This is a genomic window from Mesobacillus thioparans (assembly GCF_965138835.1).
GTDB lineage: Bacteria > Bacillota > Bacilli > Bacillales > Cytobacillaceae > Mesobacillus > Mesobacillus thioparans.
The window spans coordinates 1-20,340 of record NZ_CBCSFH010000002.1; the positions used below are offsets into that span (position 1 = coordinate 1).

The following is a 20,340-nucleotide window of genomic DNA, read 5'->3' on the forward strand; positions in this document are numbered from 1 at the left end:
ATGGACTATGACCTCCTTTGGTTGGGTGGGTGATTGAGTAAACTTGGTTAAGTATCTCAATCGTAGCATAGTCATGGGACTTTTTTTGTGTCTGAAATCAGTATTTCATACACCAGGAAATTATAAAAGCATTTTAGTGCTGATAATTGCATATGGGTGTCTTAATCTAGCTCCAGCGCCTAGCCAGTTTTCTCCCCTGAATAAACTCCCTCGAGTATCTTGCGATAAGCGTTAGCTTTGAGCAGCTCGAGACGCTTGTCTAGCTGCGGCTCCTAACTCCTCGAGACGCTTCGGTCCTGCCNATGAAGTCAAAGAACGACTTCACTGCCAGGCCCTCCAGCGCTTGTCGCAGTTGGGCAGTCGCCTCCGCTTTTCGAATTGTCTAGTGTCGCCTCCTAGAAACTCCGAAACTTCAACTCCGCCCGCAGAAGCAAAAAGCGCTTCTTTGTCGGAGTCTCCAGTTTCTGCGTTTCTGGGCAGTCGTCTATACTTTTCGATTTCGGTCTGGTCAATGAAGTCAAAGAACGACTTCACTGTAAGGCCCTCCAGCGCTTGTCGGGACTGGACAAGGCGCTTGCGCTTTTGACCTGCATCTTTAGAACCATTTCCGACACATTATGAATGTAAAATAATCCCTCGTTTTGCTATAATTGTATTGGGCTAGAATTTTTTCACAGTACAGACATCCAGTTCCCATATAGGAAGGGGAGGATGCTATATGAAGGCTACGGGAATCGTGAGGAAGACGGATCAGCTGGGCAGAGTGGTCATTCCGATGGAGCTAAGGAAGAAGCTGAGTATCGGTGAAAATGACCCGCTGGAAATCTTCGTTGATGAGGATATGATCATCCTGAAGAAATACCAGCCTGACCTGACTTGCCTTTTAACCGGCACAATCAGCAATGACAACATGTCGCTTGCTGGCGGGAAAATCGTTTTAAGTAAAGAGGGAGCTGAACAATTGATTAAAGAATTGCAAAGCTATCTTGCTGCCAACTAGAGTATACATTTAAAGCAGTCCTGGTATGAGGACTGCTTTTTATTGTTTACAAATCTTCCCGATAAATCGGCATACTCATGCATCGAGGACCACCGCGCCCTCGTGAGAGTTCGGAACTTGGGATCTCGATTACCTCCACGCCATTTTTTCTTAACAGATCATTGGATACATAATTTCGATCATATGTGACGACGACTCCGGGAGCGATTGCCAGCGTGTTGGAGCCATCATTCCACTGCTCGCGCGCAGCAGCGATTTCATGGCCGCCTCCACAAGGAATCAAGATTAAGTCCTGCAGGTGTAGGACTTCCTTCAAGGTTTCTGTTAAGTTGGATCGTTCCGTAATGTCAAGTCTGTCAGGGTCTGATCCTTTTTCAAGAATATAGATTTTCATATCGCCATTAGGCCCTTCAATTCCATGATGGATGGTGAACTTTTCATGGTCCACCATGGTGAAGACGGTATCAAGGTGCATATAGGCCCTCAATTTGGGGATTTCAACAGCAACGACCTTTTTTATCTCATTATTAGTGGAGAAAATCCGTTTAGCCAATTTTTCAATAGCCTGTGCAGAAGTTCGCGCACTTACCCCGATGGCAATGACTTCTGGACTAAGCACCAGTTCATCCCCGCCTTCAAGAGGATAGTACTGATCGCGGTCATACCAATGTGGGATATCGTGGGCTGCGAACCTCGGATGGTGCTTCATGATGAAGTCCATGAACAGTGACTCTCTTTTCCGAGCTCCTTCACACATCTTGTTCAGCGATATCCCATTGCCAATCACAGCCGCCGGATCCCTCGTGAAATAGAGGTTTGGCATTGGGTCAAGGAAAAAAGGATAGTAGTCGTCCAGCAGTTCGTGTAAATGTACCTTTTTCTCCTTCTCGATCTCTGATTTTAAGACTCCGGACATCACCTTTCGGATCATCTCATCAGTGGAAAAGGAACGGAGGTACTCTTCAACAGTACTTCTTGAACCGTTCAGATTGCTTTTGCTTTCATTGAGCACCTGATTAATGAATTCCTGCCTTAAGTCATCAGTATGTAATGCCTCTTGAATCAGATTATCAAGATAAAGGACTTCGACGCCCCGGTTTCTTAAAACATCAGCGAAATAATCATGTTCTCTCTGGACTGCTGGAAGATAAGGGATGTCGTCAAAAAGAAGCCTTTCCAAATACTTTGGTGTCAGGTTTTCGACCTCTTTGCCTGGCTTATGCAGGACGACGGATTTTAACTTTCCAATCTCTGAAGTTATATTAAGTGGATTTTCCATAAAATTGACCTCCCGTGCTGAGTTTCTATTTCTATTTGAATCAGAAGGAAGTGAAGATGAAAAGATTTTCACAGCACTCTCCTGACTGTCTGTTTCTGACAGACTGGCCCTCTTCTATTTACCCTTTAAAAATTTTTCAAACCTGATTTCAACAAATTCTTGTTTTTTGAAGACAAAGAGGGAAAAATATAAAAAGTAAGCGTTTTCTGTCCTTCATAGATGTACAAAATTAAGAATTGTGTTAAAGTATATTTTATAAAAACAGATTATATATGCTTTGGCGGACTAACACATTGTCCTCTCCAAAAAGACAGGTGTTTCCGTATTAATGACATGCCGATTATCGGCAGAAAGGGGATTTCGATGTCTAGCAAAACATTGGATCAATTTTTAAATGAGAACCTGGAGGATTTAAAAGGGAAAGGTCTTTATAATGTGATCGACCCGCTTGAAAGTCCTAATGGACCAGTCATTACGATTAACGGAAAAGATTTGATCAATCTATCATCTAATAATTACCTCGGACTTGCTACAGATGACAGATTGAAAAAAGCTGCGGATGAAGCGATTTCACGGTTCGGAGTGGGAGCAGGTGCCGTTAGGACGATTAATGGGACACTCAAGCTACATGTTGAACTTGAAGAAAAGCTAGCCAAGTTCAAGAAAACAGAAGCAGCCATCGCTTATCAATCTGGCTTCATGTGCAATATGGCCGCGATTTCCGCGGTAATGGATAAAAATGATGCGATTCTTTCGGATGAATTGAACCACGCTTCGATTATTGACGGCTGCCGTCTATCCCGGGCGAAAATCATCCGATTCAACCATTCTGATATGGAAGACTTACGCGCAAAGGCAAAAGAAGCAAAGGAATCAGGGCAATACAATAAAATCATGGTCATCACCGATGGCGTCTTCTCTATGGATGGAGATATTGCCAAATTGCCAGAAATCGTTGAAGTCGCAGAAGAGTTCGATTTGATTACATATGTTGATGATGCGCACGGTTCTGGAGTACTTGGGGAAGGTGCAGGAACGGTCAAGCATTTCGGCCTTTCAGATAAAGTCGATTTCCAGATAGGGACATTATCGAAAGCTATCGGGGTAGTTGGAGGATATGTCGCGGGTAAGCAGAGCCTGATTGACTGGCTGAAAGTGAGAAGCCGTCCATTCCTGTTCTCAACTTCCCTTACGCCTGCTGATGTCGCTGCCAGCATTAAAGCCATTGAAATCCTGATGGAAAGCACAGAGCTGAACCAGCGACTTTGGGAAAATGCGAACTATCTGAAGGATGGACTGCAAAAGCTAGGATTTGATATTGGACATTCTGAGACGCCAATCACTCCTTGTATCATTGGAGACGAAGTAAAAACACAGGAATTCAGCAAGCGTTTATATGAAGAGGGAGTCTACGCAAAATCAATCGTATTCCCAACAGTACCGCGGGGAACAGGGCGGGTAAGGAATATGCCTTCTGCTGCGCATACGAAAGAAATGCTGGATGAGGCAATTTCTATTTACGAAAAAGCAGGAAAAGAACTAGGGATTATTTAAGTGGATATGCCGGTTTGTTTGACAAGCCGGCATAGTTTTAAGGAAAACCAGGAGGAATACATAGAATGAAAAAGATATTGATTACTGGTGCACTTGGCCAGATTGGTTCCGAATTAACAGTGAAACTGCGTGATATTTATGGCCTGGACAATGTCATTGCTACTGATATCAGACAGACGAATTCAGAAGCAGCTGTCAACGGCCCGTTCGAGATTCTCGATGTAATGGATGCCAATAGGATGACGGAGTTAGCAAAAAAATACAATGTTGACACGATCATGCACATGGCCGCACTGCTTTCAGCAACAGCAGAGACGAAGCCGGTTTTTGCATGGAACCTGAATATGGGCGGCTTGATGAATGCCCTTGAAACCGCAAGAGAATTGAATCTGCAATTCTTCACACCAAGCTCAATCGGGGCGTTCGGACCGAACACACCGAAAGACCATACTCCTCAGGACACGATCCAGCGTCCTACGACGATGTATGGAGTGAACAAGGTTGCCGGTGAACTGCTGGCGGATTATTATTTCCACCGCTTTGGAGTTGACACCAGGGGAGTAAGGTTCCCTGGATTGATTTCTTATGTTACTCCTCCAGGAGGAGGAACTACTGATTATGCGGTAGAGATTTATTATGAAGCAACCAAAAATGGCAAGTATAGCTCATATATCGACAAAGGGACTTATATGGACATGATGTATATGCCTGACGCGCTTGGTGCAATCATTGATTTAATGGAGGCAGATCCTTCTAAGCTCGTCCATCGCAATGCTTTTAACGTAACGGCGATGAGTTTCGATCCTGAACAGCTGGCAGCAGAAATCAGGAAGCACATCCCTGGCTTTGAACTAACTTATGAAGTGGATCCTGTCAGACAGGCAATTGCCGATAGCTGGCCGAATTCGATCGATGCATCAGCTGCTGCTGTGGAATGGGGATTCAAGGCAAAGTATGACCTGGGGAGTATGACTGCCGATATGCTGGAAAAATTGAAGGTTAAATTATAATAATGAAGAAAAAAGGTGAAATCAAATTTGATTTCACCTTTTTACATAGATTAGTTTATCCTGTTTTTCTGTGACTTTGCCAATGATAGCTGCATGGTTCAAGCCTTTGTCTTTGAGTGCTTTTACATATTGATGAGCCTCATTCTCTGGCAGTGAAACGAGAAGTCCGCCTGACGTGATTGCATCACACAGGACCAGTTGTTCATCAGGAGAAATGTCCTGATATTCTACATCGTTCTCCAGCCATTTATGATTGGATTTAGAACCGCCAGGCACAACGCCTTTAGCTGCCAATTCATAAGTACCTTCAAGAACCGGAACACTAGACAGGTCAATCTCAAAGCTGACATTGCTGCCGCGTGCAATTTCACTTCCGTGGCCGAGAAGGCCGAATCCTGTTACATCCGTAACTGCATGAGGATTGAAGTTTTTAAGCGCTTCAGCAGCGCTTTTGTTCAATAAGGCCATTGTTTCGGTTACTGCCTGTTCCTGCTCGGCCGTTACTGCACTGCGCTTGATACCTGTGGTCATGATTCCGACGCCGATTGGTTTTGAAATGACCAGAACATCACCGGCTTGTGCGCCGACGTTTTTCCAGATTGCTTCGGGGTGCGCGAGTCCTGTAACGGATAAGCCGAATTTAGGCTCCTGGTCATCGATTGAATGTCCGCCAACCGTAACAGCGCCAGCTTCTTTCACTTTGTCACTTGCTCCTCTTAATATTTCGGCAAGTATATCCGGACCGAGCTTTTTGACGGGATAGCCAACTATATTAAGGACTGTTTTTGGTTCTCCGCCCATTGCGTACACATCGCTCAGTGCATTCGCCGCAGCGATTTGGCCGAACATATAAGGGTCATCCACAATGGGGGTGAAGTAATCAATTGTCTGGATCAGGGCAATATCTTCTGTCAGTTTATATACACCTGCATCATCGGATGTTTCATGTCCGACAAGCAATTCAGGAACAGGTTCCTGTTCAGGTAATAGACGCAGAACCTGCGTCAAGTCCTCGGGACTGATTTTGCATCCTCAGCCAGCTTTTGTTGACATTGAAGTCAAACGGATTTTTTCATGTTCACTCAACCTTATCACCTCAACAGAAAGTATACTCCTTCTTGTTTTTAAAATCATCCTTAAGCTACTATTATTTGCACAGGGAAAGACTTTACACTAAAATTACAGTAAATATATATTTAAGAGCTTAACAAGGGGGATTTTGCATGGAAAAGTATCATGTCACCGTAGAATTCTGCATGATGTGAAATTACGCGCCAAAAGCCGCGAGTCTCGCGGAAGATTTATTCACACATTTTCGCAGCCAAATCGAAAAGATGGAACTGATACCGGCTTCTAAAGGAGCATTCGAAGTTACGGTAAATGGGAAACTTCTGTATTCCAAACTTGATACAGGTGTTTTTCCGGATACCGACGAAATGATCAAGCAAATAGAAGCATAAAAAATGCCTGGCTGCTGCCAGGCATTTTTTGATACTTTAATAAGTACTTCATGAACTCACATTTCACCTGATTGAAAAAATTTCGAATGGTTATTAATGATATAATGAAACAATGTAGATTTGTTTGTGGGGGCATGTGAAAATGAAGGAATTGTTGAGAGCCTTGCCTGCAGTTCATGAACTGCAGAAAGACCAAAGGTTTAAGGATCTTATCGAGCAGTTTGATATAGATGGGGTCTATTTGACCGATGTTCTGAAATCGGAAATGGATAGAATAAGGATTGATCTCCTTAAGGGAAATTGGACAGGGGCGGAGCCAGGCACAGAAGCATTTATCGACCATGTCTTTGAAGCAGTTGGTCATTCCGCGGCTGAACGATTGGATTATACACTTAAAACCGTGATCAATGCTACCGGTACCATTTTACATACTAATCTGGGCAGGGCACGGCTGAGTGAGAATGCTATAAAGCATGTTGTGGAAACGGCAAAGAATTATTCAAATCTCGAATATAAGCTTGACGAGGGCAAACGCGGCTCCCGGCACAGTCATGTGGAAGCATTGGTAAAGGAAATCACAGGAGCAGAAGCAGCCATGGTAGTCAACAATAATGCAGCTGCTGTTTTTATCATCCTTAGTGCGCTTGCAAGGGATAAAGAGGTTATCGTTTCCCGGGGACAACTCGTGGAGATTGGTGGTTCTTTCCGCATCTCTTCGATTATGGAGGAAAGCGGAGCAAGACTGGTTGAAGTGGGTACCACGAATAAAACTCATTTATTCGATTATGAGAATGCCATATCCGATCAGACGTCCATGATCCTTAAGGTCCATACTAGCAATTTTAAAATCCTTGGTTTTACAAAGGCAGTAGAGAGCAATGAGTTGGCACAACTGACAAATAACCACGAAGATGTCATTTTTTATGAAGACCTTGGCAGTGGGGTTCTGTATGATTTCCGAAGACATGGTATTGGAGAAGAGCCAGTTGTCAGTGAGGTGCTTAAAATGGGAGCGGATATTGTATCGTTCAGCGGAGATAAATTGCTGGGTGGACCACAGGCTGGCATCATTGCAGGGAAAAAAGTGCTGATCGATAAACTGAAGAAGCATCAACTAGCCAGGGTCGTAAGAGTGGATAAGATGACCCTCGCGGCGCTGGAAGCAACATTAATGGACTATTTAAAAGGAGAAAAGGGGATGAACAATATCCCGACTCTTCGGGATTTACTTGTGCCATTGTCAGAATTGAAAGCAAGGACTGAAAACTTTGTCCAGTCAATTCGATCTTTCGGCGGAAACCTGGTCGCAAACATGTCGGAAGGAAGCAGCCAGGTAGGCGGGGGGACGATGCCGGATGTCGAGCTCCCTACCTATCTAGTCTCCATCAGCCACCCTGAATTAAGTGCTGAACATATTGCGAGAAAGCTCAGGACTGAAAATTCTCCAGCCATCATTGTCCGAATTCATAAAGAAGTGGTGCAAGTCGATCTCCGTACCGTTTCTGCAGAAGAGGAACAACAGTTATTGGATGCCCTTAAATTGATATAGAAATCATGGCTGCCAGTGTATTTGGCAGCCATTTTGTTGTTACATATCGTGCCCTGAATTATGCTTTTGACGAGTATGGTTGCGGTTTTTAACCTTTTTTGACCCGCTTAGTGGGGCAGGCTGGCTGTCTTGGTCACCCTTGGGAGCGTTTTTATGCATATCTTTAGAATCGTTTTTGTTCATTGCTCATCCCTCCTGATTTTAGGATTAGATTTTCTCTTGAATTTATACTGAATAAATAACTCATATATGTGCAATTTAACGGTAAAGATTTAACTACATCAGGAGGAAAACACATATGCCTTACAATAAAGATAAACAACAAGCCTTCCAGGCAGCTCAGCAAGGATTTGAAGACGCACAGGGCCTATATTCGGAAATTGTCCGTGACTCAGCAAGCTATGGGCACCAGTTAAAGCATCTTAAAAATGAAGTGAATGAAGCATTTCAGCAAATTGAAAACGCCCTTGAGAATGCATCTGAACATCAAAGGGGACAATTGGAAAGATTCCAGCAGGACCTCAGGAGCATCGTGAATGAAGTGAATATGGAATAAAAAGAAAGCGGAAGGCGCGCCTTCCGCTTTTTCATATGCCAGGCATGTATTAGAACCAGCTTTGGTTACTGATTCTTTTTACGCTTCTTATTATTTTGTTTTTCTAGTTCAGTCAATGGTTCATTTGCCATTTCTTCGTTAAATCCTGCACCATTTCCCTGGGCTTTTGCAGCATTTGCGCCGGGAATGACATGATTTGATTTTCTTTTTACCACAGTATTCACCTCCATCGGCATATTTTTTCCCATAACACAGTCAACAATCCGGGTTTTTTGTTTTTGTAAAATAGTTTTTGGGGTGATTGGATGAAAAATGGAACTGATTTCTTCTTCGGTAAAATCCCATTAAAGGTGTTTTTATCATGGTAATGATTTTTATAATAAGGAAAACTTATCATGCACAATAACTTTCTTGTTATTTACTTATATACAAGGTTATATTAATATGAAATTGTAAGAAAAGTTAGGATGGAATACAAGATTCAAACTTTTCGACAACTACTTTTATTTAGTTTATGATGTTTACGTAGAAGAAGGGGGTAAACATATGTCAAACCAAGATGTTTTTAACGCCCGCAGTTCATTTGAAGTTGACGGGAAACGCTATCATTACTATAGCCTGGCAGCATTAGAAAAGGCTGGAATCGGCAATGTATCAAAACTGCCTTACTCTGTTAAGGTATTGCTTGAATCCGTGCTCCGCCAGCATGATGGCTTTGTGATCACAAAAGAGCATGTTGAAAATCTAGCAAAATGGGGAACCAGCGAAGTAAAAGAAGTGGATGTGCCGTTCAAGCCATCACGTGTCATTCTTCAGGACTTCACTGGTGTACCAGCAGTCGTTGACCTTGCTTCACTTAGGAAAGCAATGGCAGACATGGGTGGAGACCCAGACAAAATCAACCCTGAAAAGCCGGTTGATCTAGTTATTGACCACTCTGTACAGGTTGATAAGTACGGCACTCCTGACGCACTTAATGTGAACATGGAACTGGAATTCGAACGTAACGCTGAACGTTACCAGTTCTTGAGCTGGGCACAGAAAGCATTCGACAACTACCGCGCTGTACCGCCGGCAACAGGGATCGTTCACCAGGTGAACCTTGAGTACCTTGCAAGCGTTGTCCACGCTGTAGAAAATGCGGATGGCGAATTCGAAACATTCCCTGATTCATTGGTAGGTACTGACTCTCATACTACAATGATCAACGGTATTGGCGTTCTTGGATGGGGCGTAGGCGGTATCGAAGCGGAAGCTGGAATGCTTGGCCAGCCTTCATACTTCCCAGTACCAGAAGTAGTAGGTGTTAAATTAGTAGGCGATATGCCGAACGGCGCTACTGCAACTGACCTTGCACTTAAAGTGACACAGGTTCTTCGCAGCAAAGGTGTTGTGGGTAAATTCGTCGAGTTCTTCGGACCTGGCGTAGTGACACTTCCGCTTGCTGACCGTGCGACTGTTGCCAACATGGCACCAGAATACGGCGCTACTTGCGGATTCTTCCCAGTAGATGGAGAAGCATTGGATTACATGCGTTTAACTGGCCGCTCAGAAGACCACATTAAAGTGGTTGAGGCATACTGCAAGGAAAACGGATTATTCTTCGATCCTGCATTAGAGCCAGTTTATACTGATGTTGTAGAAATCAATCTTTCTGACATCGAAGCTAACCTTTCTGGTCCTAAGCGTCCACAAGACTTGATTCCGCTTTCAGCAATGCAAAAGTCCTTCAAGGAAGCATTGACTGCTCCAGCAGGAAACCAGGGATTTGGCCTTGGCAAGAAGGAAATTGACAAAGAAGCCGTTGTTGAGTTCGCTAATGGCGACAAAACAACAATGAAGACTGGTGCAATCGCAATCGCCGCGATCACTAGCTGTACAAATACATCAAACCCATACGTACTTGTTGGGGCAGGACTTGTAGCCAAGAAGGCTGTTGAACTGGGAATGGAAGTTCCTAAGTTCGTTAAAACATCATTGGCACCAGGATCTAAGGTTGTTACTGGATACCTTCGCGATTCAGAATTGCTTCCTTATCTTGAAACTCTTGGTTTCAACCTTGTAGGTTATGGCTGTACGACATGTATCGGTAACTCCGGTCCATTAAAGCCGGAAATCGAAAAGTCTGTTGCTGAAAGTGATCTTCTGGTTACTTCAGTCCTTTCCGGTAACCGTAACTTCGAAGGACGTATCCACCCGCTTGTAAAAGCAAACTACCTGGCTTCACCGCCGTTGGTTGTTGCATATGCTCTAGCTGGAACTGTGGACATCGACCTTCAGAACGACCCAATAGGAAAAGACAAAGACGGCAACGACGTATTCTTCAAGGATATCTGGCCGTCAACTGCAGAAGTGAACGACGTCGTTCACCGTGTTGTAACACCAGAACTATTCCGCAGAGAGTACGAAACTGTATTCACTGACAACGAAAAGTGGAACGAGATTCAAACAAACAGCGATCCGCTTTACACTTTCGATGAGGATTCAACTTATATCGCAAACCCTCCATTCTTTGAAGGGTTGACTCCAGAGGCTGGGGAAGTTGCTCCATTGAACAACTTGCGTATTGTCGGCAAGTTCGGTGACTCTGTAACAACTGACCATATTTCTCCTGCAGGTGCAATCGGCAAAGATACACCAGCTGGAAAATACCTGCGTGAAAAGGGTGTAGAGCCACGCGACTTCAACTCTTACGGTTCACGCCGTGGTAACCACGAAGTCATGATGCGCGGAACATTCGCAAACATCCGTATCAAGAACCAGATCGCTCCTGGCACAGAAGGCGGCTTCACAACTTACTGGCCAACGAACGAAGTCATGTCCATCTTTGATGCTTGCATGAAGTACAAAGAGCAGGGCACTGGCCTGATGGTTATCGCAGGAAAAGATTACGGTATGGGATCATCCCGTGACTGGGCTGCAAAAGGTACGAACCTATTAGGTATCAAGACTGTTATCGCTGAAAGCTTCGAGCGTATCCACCGTTCAAACCTTGTATTGATGGGCGTACTGCCACTTCAATTCAAAGCTGGTGAAAACGCAGAAACTCTTGGCCTGACAGGCAAAGAATCATTCGACGTCCAGATTGATGAAAAGGTTCGCCCACGCGACATCATCACTGTGACAGCTACTGATGAAGAAGGCAACAAGAAAACTTTCGAAGTTCTTGTACGTTTCGATTCAGAAGTCGAAATCGACTACTACCGTCACGGCGGCATCCTGCAAATGGTCCTTCGTGATAAATTAAAAGCATAATATGAAATACAGAACCCCCTCGTCCTTATACGGACGAGGGGGTTTTTCGCTTTTTTTGTGATTAAATCTGTGAGTATCAAAGTTTGATTTCGACAGTTTTCGATTTTTTTGGACAGTGCTTGCATAAGCCAGCTTTTTGCCTGAATCATACCCTTATGATGGAAGAAGAGCCTACATAAGGGCAGCTTTCAGCGAGAATGGTACCCTTATGATGGAAGAAGAGTCTACATAAGGGCATCTTTCAGCAGTAATGATACCCTTATGAGGGCAGAAGAACCTGCATAAGGTCATCTTTCAGCCGTAATGGTACCCTTATGAGAGAGGAAGAGCCTGCATATTCTGGCTCAATCCTCATAACTTCTCACTTTTTTAACCTGGTTACTCTTTTTATTAACAAAACTTACAAAATTAACGAAAACTTCTGTAAAATCGACAAACTCTCCTATTGATAATTACTGTCAAAGAGGTATGTTTAAGATAGATGGAACATAAGGAGTGGTTTCTATGGGCCTTGTATCGATCGTGGCAAGAAAGAATTTCATTTCATTGGTTACTGATCTGGGTATACAGCAGTTCTCCGATGACATTCGGTTTAAGGAATTGATCCCTGATACAGCGTTCATTGCATTCTGTGGTGATGAAGAATATGCGGTAATGGCCGCTGATGCTGCTGAAACTCTTATTAACCAAGGTTTCAGTCTAAAGGAACTTGCTGAATCAATCCAGTCATCAATCAACAATCCGATGTTTTTGGCAGATGGCCGGCTTTTTGAGGCAGTGGTGGCGGGTTATTCTCAAAAAGGGGAAGCTCAATATCACGTCATTTCCAACAGGAAACCTCTTGAATCCTATTATCCCGGCTCAGGTGAAAGTCTCTATTATGTTAATGGACATGAAACGATGCTTGTTTTTGAGAAATCATTGAAGATGTATGGAATGGGGACAGTTGACCAGGCACAGGCAGCTCAAGTCCATCTGCTGCGGGAGGCTTCAAAATTCATTCCTGGCATTCATACGAATGCGTCATCCTATATCCTAAAAAGAGCAAACTAAAACAGCCCTGGTATCCAGGGCTGTTTTAATATGATTATAGTGCATACTGCAAGACAAAATTACCAAGGAACAGCAGGGCAATCATATAAAGTGCCGGCTGGATTTCTTTGCCTTTACCCATTAGCAGCTTCATTAAAGGATAAAGGATGAAACCAATTGCCATTCCATCTGCAATGCTGTAAGTCAATGGTATCAGCACAATGATCAGCAGTGCAGGGAAGCTTTCCAGTAAATCGTCGAGTTTGATGTTCGTGATATTCTGCAGCATGAGTACGCCAATTAAAATTAAGACTGGAGATACAGCACTTTCCGGGACTATTTTTATCACAGGGATTAAGACAATGGAAGCCAGGAATAGGAGTCCAGTTACAATGCTTGTTAATCCTGTCCGGCCACCAGCTGCGATCCCTGCTGCACTTTCGACAGAGGCAACGGTCGGGCTAGTGCCGAAAATACCGGCTGTTGCTACTGAAATTGCATTTGCCTGTAAAGCTTTCTTGGATTTATGTGTCTGGTTTAACATCTTTGTATGTCCATGGATCAAACCGATATTTTCGAAAATAACTACCATTGCCAATGAAAAAGCAGTTAGCCAGAAAACAAAATCACCCGCTTTCGCAAATGACATTTGACCAAACACACTCATATACCCTCCGAATGAAGGCATGCTCCATGACGCTCCATTACTTCTGAAGTCACCAAAAAGAAAGGCAAGTGTGGCAGTAAATGCGATACTAAGCAATAGGTTGCCAGGTACATTTTTAATGAATAATACGACAGTGACAACCAGGCCGATCAAAGTGATGAGTGCTGTTGAACTGCTGAGGTCCCCGATTGCAAGCAATGTATGATCAGAATTGGTAATGATTCCGCTATTATCGAAACCGATCAGGATTAATAGGATGCCGATCCCAACAGTGATGGCTTCCTTCAGGGAGTCAGGAATGGATGTGACAATCGTCTTTGCCAGTGGCGTGAAAGCTAATACCATGAAAATGACTCCAGAAACAAACACCATTGCAAGGGCTTCCTGCCATGCGAAGCCGCCTGACTGCACGATTGTGTATGTAAACATCGCATTCAGTCCCATTCCCGGAATAACTAAAATGGGTGTATTGCTCCAAAAACCCATGAGCAGGCAGCCTGCGAATACGGTCAAAATGGTAGCGATGATCCCTGCTTCCAGCGGGATTCCGGCTGCTGATAAAATAGTCGCGTTAACAATGATGATATATACAACAGTTATATAGGAGATCAGACCAGCTGAAAACTCTCTTCCGATTGTTGTATCATGTGCTTTTAATTGAAATAATTTATCCATGTGTTCTCCTCTCTCTTTATATAGATAAATTTTCCGCTTTGAAACGAATGAAAATATCGTAACATAGACAATCGGTATATTGAAAATATATAATTTATATAATAATCATATCTTTTTTAAATAGAGGGGTTTTATGGATATCAGACAGATGCGTTATTTCATAGCGATTGCGGAGGAAAAAAATATCACGGCGGCTGCTCATAGACTTCATATGTCCCAACCTCCGTTAAGCCTTCAATTAAAACAAATGGAGGAAGAGCTAGGAGTAATGCTCGTTGAACGGCACGGAAAGAAATTTGAGCTGACAGATAAAGGAGAATTGCTCTACAGACATGCACTAAATATTGTCCATTCATTCGAGGAAGTGAAAAATGAACTTCAAGAAACGGATGAAGGGAGGAAAGGGAATCTATCAGTGGGGATCAACACGCTGTCTGTACCTCAGTTCCCGGAATGGCTAGACGAATTCCACTCTATGTTCCCTCTCGTTTATTTGCGCATTGTTCAAAATGACTCCGCCTATCTGGCAGAGCTTGTTAAAAATAGATCCATTGAATTGGGGCTTGTCAGACTGCCGTTGTCCAATCAAGATTTAAGTTATCTTCATTTATACAATGAGCCATTTGTATTTGTTTGCAGGGAGAAAATCGGTGACAGCATATCACTAGAAACGATCAGCCGTTTCCCGCTCATTCTACCTTCGACAGAGGGACTTGGAAGCTATAATATCATCAACGAGGCAATAAACAAGGCACAGCTGACCGTACAGATCATCTGTGAATGTTCAGATATGAATGTCCTGATGAAGCTGGTTTCTTCAGGGATTGGGGCGACCATCGTTCCTGAATCGGTATTCCGATCATATAGGCAAAGCAATTTGTATGCCAGAGAAATAACAGATTCGACCCTGACTTCATCGATGGGGTTGATCTGGTTGAAACAGCACCATCTATCCAGGCCAGCACGTAATTTCATTGAACTGGTGAAACAGCGGCTGGGTATTAGTGAATCATAGCAATCAGTGAATGGACCTGATATAAACGAAAACAGCTACTTTCAAATATATTTCACTTGCTCAAAACCTGTAAATTGGTAAAATGATATTTAGTTTCAGAATTGTCGTACAAGGCAGAAGGAGGAGCGGCATGGAAGATATATTTTTACAGTCGGTAAAATTTGACGGTGAAAAGTTATATGTTTTGGACCAAACAAAACTTCCACAAGTGACAGAATTCCTGGAAATCACGGATATAGAGGATGTATGGGATGCAATTAAACAGCTAAAAGTCAGAGGTGCGCCAGCAATTGGCATTGCGGCTGCCTATGGACTGGCTCTCGGTATCAAAGATGCACCTGAGTCAGACTTCGAGGCATTTTATGAGTATTTCAAGGAAAAGGCAGATTATCTTGCCACTTCCAGGCCGACTGCAGTCAATTTGTTCTGGGCTCTTAAGAGAATGGATGCACGAGCGAAGGCTGAAAACGGGAAACCTGTGTCGAGCATTAAGAAATTGCTGATCGAAGAAGCTCACACAATCCGGCAGGAGGATGAAAATGTCTGCAGCTCCATTGGTGAAAATGCGTTAAGTTTATTTCAAGATGGGATGACAGTCCTGACTCACTGTAACGCAGGCGGTATTGCGACCGCAAAGTACGGAACGGCTCTTGCTCCGATCTATTTGGCGAAGGAAAGAGGCATGGACATCAAGGTGTTTGCCGATGAAACGCGTCCATTGCTTCAGGGAGCCCGTCTGACCGCCTGGGAGTTGATGCAGGCTGGGATTGATGTGACCCTTATAACGGACAGCATGGCGGCCATGGTGATGCAGCAAGGCAAGGTACAGGCAGTCATTGTTGGCTGCGACCGTGTTGCCGCTAACGGTGATGTCGCAAATAAAATTGGTACTTATGGCGTTGCTCTACTGGCAAAAGCCCACAATATTCCGTTTTACGTGGCGGCACCTTTATCAACCATCGATCTTGAAACCAGAACAGGTGAAGACATTCCAATAGAAGAGCGAGCAGCAGAAGAAATCACGGCAGGATTCGGAAAATCCACTGCCCCTGAGGGAGTCAAAGTCTTCAATCCAGCCTTTGATGTCACGCCTCATCATTTGATAACAGCCATCATCACCGAAAAAGGAGTCATGCGCGGAAATTACAGCGAGGAACTTCCGCATCTTTTTGAAAATTAAAGTGGATGACCGCCGGGGATTTGATCCCCGGTTTTTTCTTTGCTGATATTGTTCACACAATCATCATATTTTCTGACTTAACCACTTTCATTATCTTAGTATACTTGGGATAACCTACTTGTAACTGATATAAAGGAGGGTGTTTCATGATTAAAAAGACAATTGGTGCAGGGATTCTTTCTGGATTGCTGCTGTTTGCTTTTTTTCAGCATTTCTACAAGGCGGACCGTCCTGAAGCCATCGAGGCTTCGACCACTTCTTCTGGAATTGATATAGGCTTGATGGCGCCATCTTTTACTTTAAAAAACCTTGCAGGGGAAGAGATTGCTCTTAAGGATTATAAGGGCAGGAAAATTATGCTCAACTTTTGGGCGACATGGTGCCCGCCATGTAAAGAGGAAATGCCTGCAATGGAGAAGTTTTACAAAAGACACTCAGGCGATGTTGAAATTCTCGCCATCAATCTGGATCCCCAAAATGATGTAAAAGCATTTGCTGAAAAAAATGAGCTTTCATTTCCCATCCTGCTTGACGAATCTGGCACGACACAGCAGATATACCAGATTATTTCAATTCCGACTACCTTTATTATTGACGAAAAGGGAGTAATATTAAAAAAGCATATTGGTTCCATGAGCTATGAGCAGATGGAAGAACTGTTAAAATAACACATCAGGTCTCTCCTGGTGTTTTTTTATGGGAAAAATTGCTTGGAGAGGACATGGAAAATACGGGTAAGAATAAAATACGATTAAATTTTCAAAAAGTTGTAATAATTGCAACCGTTTCCGGACATAATAACTGTTAGAATGATGGTAAAGGATGGTGAACACGATGAGGAAACCTAGAAAACGTTCTTTTCAAGAGCTCGTAATGGAAAATAAACGTCAACTTCTGAATGACCGTGATGCACTCGAAAAAATCGAGGCGAAATTAGAGCAAAAACACTTAGGAAAAGCAGAGTAACTTTCATACATTACCATTCATGATTAGCTCTTCTTCAGGTAAAACTTAATCTAGAGGAGGGATGGTCATGAGTAATCCGAAAAGGGACAGCAAGCACCACGTTCCGAGCCACCTTGGAACCCAGCCACGCGGTTTCAGCGGGAACAAGGGCAAGAAGATGAATGATAAATCTGGAGAACATGCACAGGTAATCCAGACTAAAGGTGAATAAATTGTGGAAGCCAGCCTGCCTGAACTTGATGGCGGGCTTTTAATTTTAGTTAAAATTCTTACATGCCTTGGTAAAGCTTTGGTCGGATAGCAATATTCCTAAGGTAAAATCCAAGACAAAAAAGTATCCACTGTTTTCCGCTTATATTCAATTTCAATCATCACATACTATTGTTGTACTTTTTAAAAGGAGGTACATGACAATGGCAAACCAAACACCAAAGCCAGATGATCGCAGTGATAATGTGGAAAAATTGCAGTCCATGATCCATCACACCATTGAAAACATGGAAGATGCTGAGGCTGCAATGGTCAATTCGAGTCCTGAAGACCAGCAAAGGATCAAGGATAAAAATGAGCGCCGACGTGAAAGCATTGATGCTTTCAGGTCAGAAATCAAGGATGAAGCGCACAGACAGCAGTAATGGAAGAGACCCGTCACCAAAAAGGCGGGTCTTTTTTCGTTTGTATGAAAATGTGATAATATACGGAATGTAATGTAAAAAAGGATCTCGTTAATTTATAGATAAAGAAGTGATTTCGATGGAGCAACACAAAAAGCAAATTCCTTTAGATGAACAGCTGTTACTTTGGGAGGAAGAAATTCGTTCTAAGGGGTTCATTCGTGATGAGGCCGCTTTGATCACGGCCATTAAAGTTTTGACAAAAAGCCAGGAACAGAAAAAACTGTCTCAGGTTTTAACTCTGGCAGCTCAATCAAGAGCTAAACGGAACGGTTTTGATTCCGTTGTTCTCGAGTGGCTGAAATCAGCGGTTGAACAAGATTCTAAAAACATCAAAGCTAAATCACTGGTGGCAGCTAACCAGTGGAAGGACAAAGGGAATCTATTTGATGGGCTGGTCTACCCGCGGATTCGGGAAACAGACAACCGCGCCCTCAAAAAGAAAACCGCAGAGCAATATATTGCTATATCCCAGCAATTCCTTTCACATGCCGAGGAAATGCTGGATGAGCTAAAAGACCAGACGCCAGGTGATGGCTCTGATTTTACCGGGAAATTCGACAAGTTGACACATTTACTGGAGCAGGCCATTGAAGAAACTGCTGCCCTCCTGAAAGCAACAAAGCTGTACGAAGAATCAGTGACTGGCGTCTTCCATACGGCTATCCATTTTGAGGAAATGAAAAAAAGGCTTCATAACCTGGATGAGGTCAAGCTTCAATGGGAAGAAGAATTCGCCGCAGAAATGGAGAATCAGAATCAGTCAGAAAGGGATCCTTTGGCTGAACTCCATCAGATGGTCGGCCTTGAATCTGTCAAAGAGCGAGTGAACGATTTTTATCGGTTCCTTAAATATCAGCAAAAACGAAAAGAACTTGGGCTGCAAACAAAGGATGACCAAAGCCTTAATATGGTGCTCACAGGCAATCCTGGTACAGGGAAAACATCGCTGGCACGGTTGCTGGCAAAAATATATCATCAACTCGGTGTTTTGCCGCGAGAAGAAATCATCGAGGCTGACCGTTCACAGTTAGTCGGCGCTTATGTGGGGCAAACTGAGGAAAACGTCCGGAAGACTGTTGAACAAGCTCTTGGCGGTGTGTTATTCATCGATGAGGCTTATAGTCTCAAACGTGAAGGCCAGACGGGGAATGACTATGGCCAAACTGCAATCGATACATTGGTTTCGTTGATGACCGGAAGTGAATATGGCGGGAAATTTGCGGTGATCCTTGCTGGATATCCCGAAGAAATGCGCCAGTTCCTTGATGGTAATCCTGGTTTAAGATCTCGTTTTCCGCAATCGAATTTCATTCATCTGCCTGATTATACGGAAGATGAACTGATGGAGATTGCCGAGCAGGCAGCACGGGATAATGATTACGCCATGACCGAACCTGCAAAGCTTGAGCTTAGGGAACGGATCGAGAAGGAAAGAGTCGATGATACATTTGGCAATGCACGGACAGTGCGTAACCTTGTAATGGAAGCAATATTCAAGAAAGGCTCAAGGAAGATTGAAGATGATGATTTTTCAACATATACGCTGTTGGAAAAAGCGGATTTCGAAACTTCTTCAAAGCCTTCAGCAGAAAAACCGCTTGATCGCCTCCAGGCATTAGTAGGTTTGGATACGGTGAAATCCGAAGTCACCTCGCTTATTTCTTTCGTAAGGATGCAGCATCTTCGAAAGGAAAAAGGGCTGCCTGCTGTTCCGATCCAGCTGCATTCTGTCTTCACCGGTAATCCCGGGACCGGTAAAACGACTGTCGCGAAGATTTACGCTGAACTGTTGAAGGATTGCGGAATGTTAAAGCGGGGACACCTGATCACCAGCAGCAGGGCGGATTTTGTCGCAGGTTATGTAGGTCAAACAGCCATCAAGACAAAGAAAAAAATCCGTGAGGCACTAGGTGGAGTTCTTTTTATAGATGAGGCTTATTCATTGCTAGGACAAAGCTCAGGTGACTTTGGAAAAGAAGTCATCGATACACTAGTGGATGAGATGACCAGGCATAATGAAAACCTTGTCGTTATCCTGGCAGGCTATCCTGCCGAGATGGATATGCTGTTGGAAAGCAATCCTGGCCTTCGATCACGCTTCAAGAAGTTTTTTCACTTCCCTGATTATAGGGTCGATGAATTATTGCTCATTATCAGGAACTATGCTGGAAAATATCAGTATAAAATCAATGATCAGGCCATTGAATTTTTATCCGAAAAGCTGTCGGATACAGAAATTAAGGGGAACGGACGATTTGCGACCAACCTGGTGGACGAAACCATACAGTCGCAAGCCTATCGCCTGATGGGCGGCGAATCGGTAGAGAACCTTGATCAGGATGTTATATACTTGGAGAAACAGGATTTCGAAGCGGCGCTGACAAAAATACTGTCATAATAAAATTCAGAAGATTTTAATTGGAAATCTTCATTAAAAACAATGTGGTTGCAGAAGGGGAATGAGG

At 43.5% G+C, this 20,340-nt stretch carries 20 protein-coding genes and 1 pseudogene; 15 read left to right on the plus strand and 6 right to left on the minus strand.

Annotated elements, in window-relative coordinates; genetic code table 11:
* Positions 1 to 321: 321 nt before the first annotated feature.
* Positions 322 to 534 carry a hypothetical protein gene (locus ACNAZ4_RS04515; RefSeq protein ID WP_415813014.1) on the minus strand — a complete coding sequence of 71 codons (213 nt, stop codon included), beginning with the start codon at positions 532 to 534 and terminating at the stop codon, positions 322 to 324.
* Between the two features lie 184 nt (positions 535 to 718).
* Here ACNAZ4_RS04515 and ACNAZ4_RS04520 point away from each other — a divergent pair, with 184 nt between their 5' ends.
* Positions 719 to 1,000, plus strand: coding sequence for an AbrB/MazE/SpoVT family DNA-binding domain-containing protein (locus ACNAZ4_RS04520; RefSeq protein WP_415813015.1), 282 nt, complete (start codon positions 719 to 721; stop codon positions 998 to 1,000).
* 46 nt (positions 1,001 to 1,046) lie between these two features.
* Here the strand turns inward: ACNAZ4_RS04520 and arcA are convergent, their stop codons facing one another.
* Positions 1,047 to 2,279, minus strand: coding sequence for an arginine deiminase (arcA, locus tag ACNAZ4_RS04525; protein ID WP_415813017.1), 1,233 nt, complete (start codon positions 2,277 to 2,279; stop codon positions 1,047 to 1,049).
* A gap of 363 nt (positions 2,280 to 2,642) precedes the next feature.
* Between arcA and ACNAZ4_RS04530 the strand changes: the two genes are divergently transcribed.
* Entirely contained in the window at positions 2,643 to 3,833 is a 1,191-nt protein-coding gene (locus ACNAZ4_RS04530; protein ID WP_415813018.1) for a glycine C-acetyltransferase, read from the plus strand.
* Between the two features lie 65 nt (positions 3,834 to 3,898).
* Positions 3,899 to 4,843, plus strand: coding sequence for an L-threonine 3-dehydrogenase (locus tag ACNAZ4_RS04535; RefSeq protein ID WP_415813019.1), 945 nt, complete (start codon positions 3,899 to 3,901; stop codon positions 4,841 to 4,843).
* A gap of 33 nt (positions 4,844 to 4,876) precedes the next feature.
* Here ACNAZ4_RS04535 and selD read toward each other — a convergent pair whose 3' ends face one another.
* Positions 4,877 to 5,896 (minus strand): selenide, water dikinase SelD, encoded by a 1,020-nt coding sequence (gene selD / locus ACNAZ4_RS04540; protein WP_415813507.1) that lies wholly within the window; start codon positions 5,894 to 5,896, stop codon positions 4,877 to 4,879.
* A 224-nt stretch (positions 5,897 to 6,120) separates the two neighbouring features.
* Here selD and ACNAZ4_RS04545 point away from each other — a divergent pair.
* Both ACNAZ4_RS04545 and selA read left to right on the plus strand, forming a co-directional pair.
* Positions 6,121 to 6,303: pseudogene (locus ACNAZ4_RS04545) on the plus strand (Rdx family protein); the annotation flags it as partial.
* A gap of 142 nt (positions 6,304 to 6,445) precedes the next feature.
* A complete protein-coding gene (gene selA, locus ACNAZ4_RS04550; RefSeq protein WP_415813020.1) occupies positions 6,446 to 7,852 on the plus strand; it encodes an L-seryl-tRNA(Sec) selenium transferase in 1,407 nt (468 codons plus the stop codon).
* A gap of 39 nt (positions 7,853 to 7,891) precedes the next feature.
* Here the strand turns inward: selA and ACNAZ4_RS04555 are convergent, their stop codons facing one another.
* Positions 7,892 to 8,035: a small acid-soluble spore protein P gene (locus tag ACNAZ4_RS04555; RefSeq protein ID WP_283903617.1), complete on the minus strand. Its 144-nt coding sequence runs from the start codon at positions 8,033 to 8,035 to the stop codon at positions 7,892 to 7,894.
* A gap of 115 nt (positions 8,036 to 8,150) precedes the next feature.
* On the opposite strand from ACNAZ4_RS04555, the gene ACNAZ4_RS04560 reads away from it, so the two are divergent.
* The gene (locus tag ACNAZ4_RS04560) at positions 8,151 to 8,408 is read left to right on the plus strand and encodes a hypothetical protein (RefSeq protein WP_214708437.1); all 258 of its coding nucleotides are present in this window, start codon (positions 8,151 to 8,153) and stop codon (positions 8,406 to 8,408) included.
* Positions 8,409 to 8,473: 65 nt separating this feature from the next.
* Here ACNAZ4_RS04560 and sspO read toward each other — a convergent pair whose 3' ends face one another.
* Positions 8,474 to 8,623: a small acid-soluble spore protein O gene (gene sspO, locus ACNAZ4_RS04565; RefSeq protein ID WP_415813021.1), complete on the minus strand. Its 150-nt coding sequence runs from the start codon at positions 8,621 to 8,623 to the stop codon at positions 8,474 to 8,476.
* 331 nt (positions 8,624 to 8,954) lie between these two features.
* Here sspO and acnA point away from each other — a divergent pair, with 331 nt between their 5' ends.
* Together acnA and ACNAZ4_RS04575 are read left to right on the plus strand one after the other, a co-directional pair.
* A complete protein-coding gene (gene acnA, locus ACNAZ4_RS04570) occupies positions 8,955 to 11,663 on the plus strand; it encodes an aconitate hydratase AcnA (protein ID WP_415813022.1) in 2,709 nt (902 codons plus the stop codon).
* 504 nt (positions 11,664 to 12,167) lie between these two features.
* A complete protein-coding gene (locus ACNAZ4_RS04575; RefSeq protein WP_415813023.1) occupies positions 12,168 to 12,716 on the plus strand; it encodes a hypothetical protein in 549 nt (182 codons plus the stop codon).
* Positions 12,717 to 12,750: 34 nt separating this feature from the next.
* Here ACNAZ4_RS04575 and ACNAZ4_RS04580 read toward each other — a convergent pair whose 3' ends face one another.
* Positions 12,751 to 14,037, minus strand: a complete 1,287-nt coding sequence (locus ACNAZ4_RS04580) for an NCS2 family permease (RefSeq protein ID WP_415813024.1) — start codon at positions 14,035 to 14,037, stop codon at positions 12,751 to 12,753.
* A 133-nt stretch (positions 14,038 to 14,170) separates the two neighbouring features.
* Between ACNAZ4_RS04580 and ACNAZ4_RS04585 the strand changes: the two genes are divergently transcribed.
* From ACNAZ4_RS04585 to ACNAZ4_RS04615, 7 genes are all read left to right on the plus strand, one after another.
* Positions 14,171 to 15,052 carry a LysR family transcriptional regulator gene (locus tag ACNAZ4_RS04585; protein WP_415813025.1) on the plus strand — a complete coding sequence of 294 codons (882 nt, stop codon included), beginning with the start codon at positions 14,171 to 14,173 and terminating at the stop codon, positions 15,050 to 15,052.
* A gap of 130 nt (positions 15,053 to 15,182) precedes the next feature.
* Complete coding sequence (mtnA, locus tag ACNAZ4_RS04590) at positions 15,183 to 16,232, plus strand: S-methyl-5-thioribose-1-phosphate isomerase (RefSeq protein WP_415813026.1); 1,050 nt, start codon at positions 15,183 to 15,185, stop codon at positions 16,230 to 16,232.
* A 146-nt stretch (positions 16,233 to 16,378) separates the two neighbouring features.
* A complete protein-coding gene (locus tag ACNAZ4_RS04595; protein ID WP_415813027.1) occupies positions 16,379 to 16,900 on the plus strand; it encodes a peroxiredoxin family protein in 522 nt (173 codons plus the stop codon).
* Between the two features lie 166 nt (positions 16,901 to 17,066).
* The gene (locus ACNAZ4_RS04600) at positions 17,067 to 17,198 is read left to right on the plus strand and encodes an FbpB family small basic protein (RefSeq protein WP_144480839.1); all 132 of its coding nucleotides are present in this window, start codon (positions 17,067 to 17,069) and stop codon (positions 17,196 to 17,198) included.
* Positions 17,199 to 17,265: 67 nt separating this feature from the next.
* Positions 17,266 to 17,409: an acid-soluble spore protein N gene (locus ACNAZ4_RS04605; RefSeq protein WP_144480842.1), complete on the plus strand. Its 144-nt coding sequence runs from the start codon at positions 17,266 to 17,268 to the stop codon at positions 17,407 to 17,409.
* A gap of 202 nt (positions 17,410 to 17,611) precedes the next feature.
* Complete coding sequence (gene tlp / locus ACNAZ4_RS04610) at positions 17,612 to 17,833, plus strand: small acid-soluble spore protein Tlp (RefSeq protein ID WP_415813028.1); 222 nt, start codon at positions 17,612 to 17,614, stop codon at positions 17,831 to 17,833.
* 118 nt (positions 17,834 to 17,951) lie between these two features.
* On the plus strand, positions 17,952 to 20,273 hold the full coding sequence (locus ACNAZ4_RS04615; protein WP_415813029.1) for an AAA family ATPase: 2,322 nt from the start codon (positions 17,952 to 17,954) through the stop codon (positions 20,271 to 20,273).
* The last annotated feature ends 67 nt before the right edge of the window (positions 20,274 to 20,340 follow it).